This is a genomic window from Enterobacter cloacae complex sp. P38RS (assembly GCF_014930775.1).
In the GTDB taxonomy this organism is placed as follows: domain Bacteria; phylum Pseudomonadota; class Gammaproteobacteria; order Enterobacterales; family Enterobacteriaceae; genus Enterobacter; species Enterobacter bugandensis.
This window is the reverse complement of the sequence record NZ_JADBRS010000013.1, coordinates 164,183-170,507: the sequence shown is the minus strand read 5'-3', so window position 1 is coordinate 170,507 and position 6,325 is coordinate 164,183. Positions and strand designations below refer to the sequence as shown.

The window sequence follows — 6,325 nt, the reverse complement described above, 5'->3', positions numbered from 1 at the left end:
GTTATCGATCTGGTCGAATGCACGAGCAGAACCACCGTAGGTTTTAGCCAGAACGGTAGTGATTGCAGCGGTCAGGGTAGTTTTACCATGGTCAACGTGGCCGATAGTACCAACGTTGACGTGCGGTTTTGTACGTTCAAATTTTTCTTTAGACACGGCTATATTCCTTACTATAGTGCTCTCCCCTCTGGAGAGAGCACGGGACTTAGGTTTTAATCCTGTGGATTACTTACCACGGGCTTCAATAACGGCCTGAGCAACGTTGTTAGGCGCATCATCATACTTCAGGAATTCCATGGTGTATGATGCACGACCTTTGGTCAGAGAACGCAGCTGAGTTGCATATCCGAACATTTCAGACAGCGGAACTTCAGCGTGGATCTTAACGCCAGTTACTTCGGATTCCTGACCACGCAGCATACCGCGACGACGGCTCAAGTCACCGATAACGTCACCGGTGTTCTCTTCAGGAGTTTCTACTTCAACCTTCATGATTGGCTCAAGCAGAACTGGTTTTGCTTTCTTAAAGCCTTCTTTAAAGGCAATAGACGCAGCCAGTTTAAACGCCAGTTCAGAGGAGTCAACGTCGTGGTAAGAACCGAAGTGCAGACGGATACCCATGTCAACAACCGGATAGCCAGCCAGAGGGCCCGCTTTCAGCTGTTCCTGGATGCCTTTATCAACGGCTGGGATGTATTCGCCAGGAATTACACCACCTTTGATGTCGTTGATGAACTCGTAACCTTTCGGGTTAGAGCCCGGCTCCAGTGGGTACATGTCGATCACAACGTGACCGTACTGACCGCGACCACCAGACTGCTTAGCGTGTTTACCTTCAACATCGGTAACTTTCGCGCGAATCGCTTCGCGGTAAGCAACCTGAGGTTTACCCACGTTCGCTTCAACGTTGAATTCACGCTTCATACGGTCAACGATGATGTCCAGGTGCAGTTCACCCATACCAGCGATGATGGTCTGGTTAGATTCTTCATCAGTCCATACGCGGAATGATGGGTCTTCTTTCGCCAGACGGCCCAGAGCCAGACCCATTTTTTCCTGGTCAGCTTTGGTTTTTGGTTCAACCGCGATGGAGATTACCGGCTCAGGGAATTCCATACGCTCCAGAATGATCGGGTGATCCGGGTCACACAGGGTGTCACCAGTGGTCACGTCTTTCAGACCGATAGCTGCAGCGATGTCGCCCGCACGAACTTCTTTGATCTCTTCACGTTTGTTAGCGTGCATCTGTACGATACGGCCAAAACGTTCACGCGCCGCTTTCACGGAGTTCAGGATGGTATCACCAGAGTTAACCACACCAGAGTAAACGCGGAAGAAGGTCAGGTTACCCACGAATGGGTCGGTAGCAATTTTGAACGCCAGTGCAGAGAACGGCTCGTCATCACTTGCGTGACGCTCAGCCGGAGTATCTTTACCGTCGTCCAGGATGCCGTTGATCGCAGGAACGTCAACCGGGGATGGCAGGTAGTCAACTACCGCATCCAGCATCGCCTGAACACCTTTGTTCTTGAACGCAGAACCACAGGTTACCAGGATGATTTCGTTGTTCAGAACGCGCTGACGCAGAGCTTTTTTGATCTCTTCTTCAGACAGTTCTTCACCACCCAGGTATTTCTCCATCAGCTCTTCAGAAGCTTCAGCAGCGGATTCGATCAGGTTCTGGTGCCATTCGTCAGCCAGGTCCTGCATCTCAGCCGGGATATCTTCGTATTCGAAGGTAACGCCCTGGTCTGCATCGTTCCAGTTGATGGCTTTCATTTTCACCAGGTCGATAACGCCGGTGAAGCCTTCTTCAGCACCAATTGCCAGCTGCAGCGGAACAGGGTTCGCGCCCAGACGGGTTTTGATCTGGCCAACAACTTTCAGGAAGTTAGCACCCATACGGTCCATTTTGTTAACGAACGCGATGCGTGGAACTTTATATTTGTTCGCCTGACGCCATACGGTTTCAGACTGTGGCTGAACACCACCAACTGCGCAATAAACCATTACCGCGCCGTCAAGAACACGCATGGAACGTTCTACTTCGATGGTGAAGTCAACGTGGCCCGGGGTGTCGATGATGTTTACGCGATGCGGTTCGTACTGCTTAGCCATACCTGACCAGAATGCAGTAGTCGCTGCGGAGGTGATGGTAATACCACGCTCCTGCTCCTGTTCCATCCAGTCCATGGTGGCTGCGCCGTCATGAACTTCACCGATTTTATGGTTTACACCGGTGTAGAACAGAATACGTTCGGTAGTAGTGGTCTTACCGGCGTCGATGTGCGCACTGATACCGATGTTACGGTAGCGTGCGATGGGTGTTGTACGAGCCATTTGATTCCTCGTTTGTTTCTTTAGGCGTTCAGTTAAGTTACCCAGAGCGGGCAGCTTCTCTGAAGCGCCCGCCTGGTGACTAATACTCCGAAGGGATTACCAACGGTAGTGTGCGAACGCCTTGTTGGCTTCTGCCATACGGTGAACGTCTTCACGTTTCTTAACTGCAGTACCTTTGTTTTCTGCAGCATCAGAAAGTTCGTTCGCCAGACGCAGAGCCATGGATTTATCACCGCGTTTACGAGCAGCTTCAACGATCCAACGCATTGCCAGGGCATTACGACGAACCGGACGAACTTCAACTGGAACCTGATAAGTAGAACCACCAACGCGGCGGGACTTAACTTCTACAGTTGGGCGAACGTTGTCGAGAGCGACTTCGAAAGCTTCCAGTTCATTTTTACCAGAACGCTGAGCCAGGGTCTCCAGCGCGCTGTATACGATTGCTTCTGCAGTAGATTTTTTACCATCTACCATCAGGATATTTACAAATTTTGCCAGCAGTTCTGATCCGAACTTCGGATCTGGAAGAATTTTACGCTGACCAATGACGCGACGACGTGGCATGGGAATACTCCGTTGTTAATTCAGGATTGTCCAAAACTCTACGAGTTTAGTTTGACATTAAGATAAATCAGTTTGGCCTTACTTAACGGAGAACCATTAAGCCTTAGGACGCTTCACGCCGTACTTGGAGCGAGCCTGCTTACGGTCTTTAACACCTGAGCAGTCCAGCGCACCACGAACGGTGTGGTAACGAACACCCGGAAGGTCTTTAACACGACCGCCACGGATCAGGATCACAGAGTGCTCCTGCAGGTTGTGACCTTCACCACCGATGTAGGAAGTCACTTCGAAACCGTTAGTCAAACGCACACGGCATACTTTACGCAGTGCGGAGTTTGGTTTTTTAGGAGTGGTGGTATATACACGAGTACATACGCCACGTTTCTGCGGGCAGGCTTCCAGCGCAGGCACGTTGCTTTTTGCAACTTTGCGTGCACGTGGTTTGCGTACCAGCTGGTTAACTGTTGCCATTAAATAGCTCCTGGTTTTAGCTTTTGCTTCGTAAACACGTAATAAAACGACCTCATACAATATGAGGACGCGAAATTTTAGGGCTACGTCGAAAAGGTGTCAAGAAATATACAGCGATCTCAAATCACCAGTTCATTTGACTGGCGTGCGTCACAGTAAGATTGACGAAATCAGTATAGCCAACCACGTCAATTTTGGCTGAAATTTGACCAGAAAGACCCCGCGCATCCAGATCGTCCTTCAGCGCAGAGACCGTTATGGGGGCATTCGTGAGAATTTCAACGAAACGTCCACCTTCAAGTGCAGCGAGCACGCCATCCTGAATCAGCAGCAGATCGTCACCTTCGCGCAGCATGCTCAACAGCGTGTCGATATCACATTGCCATGGTGAATGGCTGAGAATATGGAGCATGGAAGCCTCAGAAAGTCAGAATGGTGTCGTAGTGGGATAGTTGTTCACGCAGTGCTGCGGCAGGTAAGGTCGTCACATCCAGCACAAAAGGCGTCTTATCGCTTAAACCGCGCGCCGTTAAAGAGTCGGCACAGACATAGCAGGTTTCGATATCGTAAAGCGGCAGCACTTTGAAGGTGGCGATGTAGTCGCGCGCCAGAATGGCCTGCGGCTGTTGGCCCGCCAGAAGCTGAAGCACGCCGTCCCCCAGAAAGAAGACACCGATATCTTCTGTTAACGCCGATGTCGCAAGCAGCGCATCCAGGCCTTCGCGGCCAGAGGTGCTGCCGTGCGGCGCAGAAGAAAAAACAAATGCCACACGCTTCATCAGAATTGCACCAATCTGTCGCAGGTTAACGCCGCCTGAGCCAATGCGCCCAGACCACTCAACGAAAAACCAGGCTGCAGGTTAGCGCCTGATAATCCCAGGCGCTCGGCTTCGGCTGCATCCGTCACGCCGCGACGCAGCGCCGCCGCCACGCAGATATGCAGCTCAACGCCCTGCTTTTCATTTAACGCCTGCCAGGCGCGGACCAGATCAAACTCGTCGCTCGCCGGCGACGTAAACTGGTTCGCGTTATACACCCCTTCCCGATAGAAGAAGACGCTCGCCAGTTCGTGTCCGGTCGCCAGCAGCGCATGCGCAAACTGCAGCGCGCTGCTGGCCTGTTGAGTCCCATACGCCGGGCCCGTCACCATTAATGCAAAACGCATTACTTATCTTGCCCCACGAAATCGCCGCTTTTGAACTGACGGATGTAGAGGTAAACCGTATGCTTGGAGATGTTCAGACGATCGGCCACCTGGTTGATGGCATCTTTAATGTCGAAAATCCCTTTCTCGTAGAGATTGAGTACGATCTGGCGATTCTTGGCGTTGTTCGATACGTTGCGGTCAGCATTGACCTCTTCAATGGTGAACTCAAGCGTCTGCGTGACGAGATCTTCAACGGAGGAGGCAAAGTTAACAGAAGAGCCAACGTCTGGCGTTTCTGGCGGAATAAAGGTGCTCATGATCTGCGAGAATGGCACATCAAGGTTCATGTTGATGCACAGCAGCCCAATCACACGATGCTCGCGATTTCGAATCGCGATGGTTTCTGATTTCATCAGCACGCCGCTTTTGGCGCGGGTGAAATAACATTTTGAGACGCTGCTGTCCGCGCCGGTCATGTCATGCAACATACGCAATGCAAGGTCGGTAATTGGCGAACCAATTTTACGGCCGGTATGCTCACCATTAGCAATGCGGATGGCGGAACACTTCAGATCTTGCAGGGAGTGCAATACGATTTCGCAGTGGGAACCAATGAGCATCGCTAACCCGTCCACTACCGCTTCATAGGATTTCAGAATATCGAAGTCGGTCTGGTCAAAAGGACGTTGATCCAGCAAATCAAGTTCACTGGTTTCGTTGGTTAAAAGCGACCTGGACATGAAAAAAACACTCCTTTTCAGGAGCCTGTCGTTAGGTTTTCAGGGCAGGCTCATTATCTACACGGACAACTAAATTAATACAGCGTGCCTAACGCTTTCCAGTGTTAATTATATCTGCCCCACAATAAAAAACCGCCGCCTTAAAAGGCGGCGGTTTGCATCACATTACTTCTTAGCGTCTGTCGCAGCTTTCTGATCTGCCTGCGCTTCCGGTTTCGCATCCGCTTTCGGCGCTGGTTTGATGTCCAGCAGCTCTACGTCGAAGACCAGCGTGGAGTTAGCCGGGATACCCGGAACGCCAGTTTTGCCATAGGCCAGATCCGGTGGGATAACCAGCTTGATTTTGCCGCCTTTTTTGATGTTTTTCAGGCCTTCAGTCCAGCCTGGGATCACACCGTCAAGACGGAAGGAAAGAGGTTCACCACGGGTGTAAGAGTTGTCGAACTCTTTACCGTCGATCAGCGTACCTTTGTAGTTCACCACAACGGTGTCGCTGTCTTTAGGCGCATCACCGGTACCTTCTTTCTCAACTTTGTACACCAGACCAGTAGAAGAGGTTTTCACACCCTTCTCTTTAGCAAAGGTGTCGCGGTAGGCTTTGCCTTTCGCTTCGTTGTCTTTAGCGTCCGCTTCCATCTTGGTCTGAGCGGCACCCTTCACGCGCGCTTCGAACGCCTGCAGAGTCTGTTCGATTTCCTGGTCAGACAGTTTGCTCTTATCAGCAAAGGCGTCCTGAACACCCGCGATCAGCTGGGCTTTGTCCAGTTTGATGCCCAGTTTCTCTTGTTCTTTCAGAGAGTTTTCCATGTAGCGGCCCAGAGATGCGCCCAGTGCGTAGGCGGATTTCTGGTCGTCATTTTTGAACGCCGCTTTGCTGTCTGCAGTGGCAGCAGGCTTCGCAGCAGTATCAGCAGCGAATGACAGCGGCGCGTTCAGTGCAACAGCCATCGTCGTCGCCAGCAGCGTTACTTTAAACAGTGATTTCATCCATATCTCCAGGGCCTGGGGACTCTCACCCCAGCGTTAAACGTAAATGAGTGACGTACTATAAAACGTTGCG

9 protein-coding genes are annotated in these 6,325 nt (G+C 51.3%); all 9 read right to left on the bottom strand.

Features of this window, described 5'->3' with window-relative positions:
• Positions 1-156, bottom strand: a 156-nt coding sequence (locus IM303_RS15810; protein WP_227537769.1) for a GTP-binding protein, incomplete at its 3' end; no start/stop codon positions are given.
• A gap of 69 nt (positions 157-225) precedes the next feature.
• Positions 226-2,340, bottom strand: coding sequence for an elongation factor G (gene fusA, locus IM303_RS15805; RefSeq protein ID WP_028014637.1), 2,115 nt, complete (start codon positions 2,338-2,340; stop codon positions 226-228).
• A 96-nt stretch (positions 2,341-2,436) separates the two neighbouring features.
• Positions 2,437-2,907, bottom strand: a complete 471-nt coding sequence (rpsG, locus tag IM303_RS15800; protein ID WP_003861706.1) for a 30S ribosomal protein S7 — start codon at positions 2,905-2,907, stop codon at positions 2,437-2,439.
• Positions 2,908-3,003: 96 nt separating this feature from the next.
• A complete protein-coding gene (gene rpsL / locus IM303_RS15795) occupies positions 3,004-3,378 on the bottom strand; it encodes a 30S ribosomal protein S12 (RefSeq protein ID WP_000246815.1) in 375 nt (124 codons plus the stop codon).
• A gap of 124 nt (positions 3,379-3,502) precedes the next feature.
• A complete protein-coding gene (gene tusB, locus IM303_RS15790; RefSeq protein ID WP_041911943.1) occupies positions 3,503-3,790 on the bottom strand; it encodes a sulfurtransferase complex subunit TusB in 288 nt (95 codons plus the stop codon).
• A 7-nt stretch (positions 3,791-3,797) separates the two neighbouring features.
• On the bottom strand, positions 3,798-4,157 hold the full coding sequence (gene tusC, locus IM303_RS15785) for a sulfurtransferase complex subunit TusC (RefSeq protein WP_045630323.1): 360 nt from the start codon (positions 4,155-4,157) through the stop codon (positions 3,798-3,800).
• Positions 4,157-4,543 carry a sulfurtransferase complex subunit TusD gene (gene tusD, locus IM303_RS15780; RefSeq protein WP_048998959.1) on the bottom strand — a complete coding sequence of 129 codons (387 nt, stop codon included), beginning with the start codon at positions 4,541-4,543 and terminating at the stop codon, positions 4,157-4,159. The genes tusC and tusD overlap by 1 nt, the downstream gene beginning before the upstream one ends.
• Positions 4,543-5,265, bottom strand: coding sequence for a transcriptional regulator (locus IM303_RS15775; protein ID WP_014885489.1), 723 nt, complete (start codon positions 5,263-5,265; stop codon positions 4,543-4,545). The genes tusD and IM303_RS15775 overlap by 1 nt, the downstream gene beginning before the upstream one ends.
• Before the next feature lie 165 nt (positions 5,266-5,430).
• Positions 5,431-6,252: an FKBP-type peptidyl-prolyl cis-trans isomerase gene (fkpA, locus tag IM303_RS15770; protein ID WP_023331457.1), complete on the bottom strand. Its 822-nt coding sequence runs from the start codon at positions 6,250-6,252 to the stop codon at positions 5,431-5,433.
• Positions 6,253-6,325: the final 73 nt, after the last annotated feature.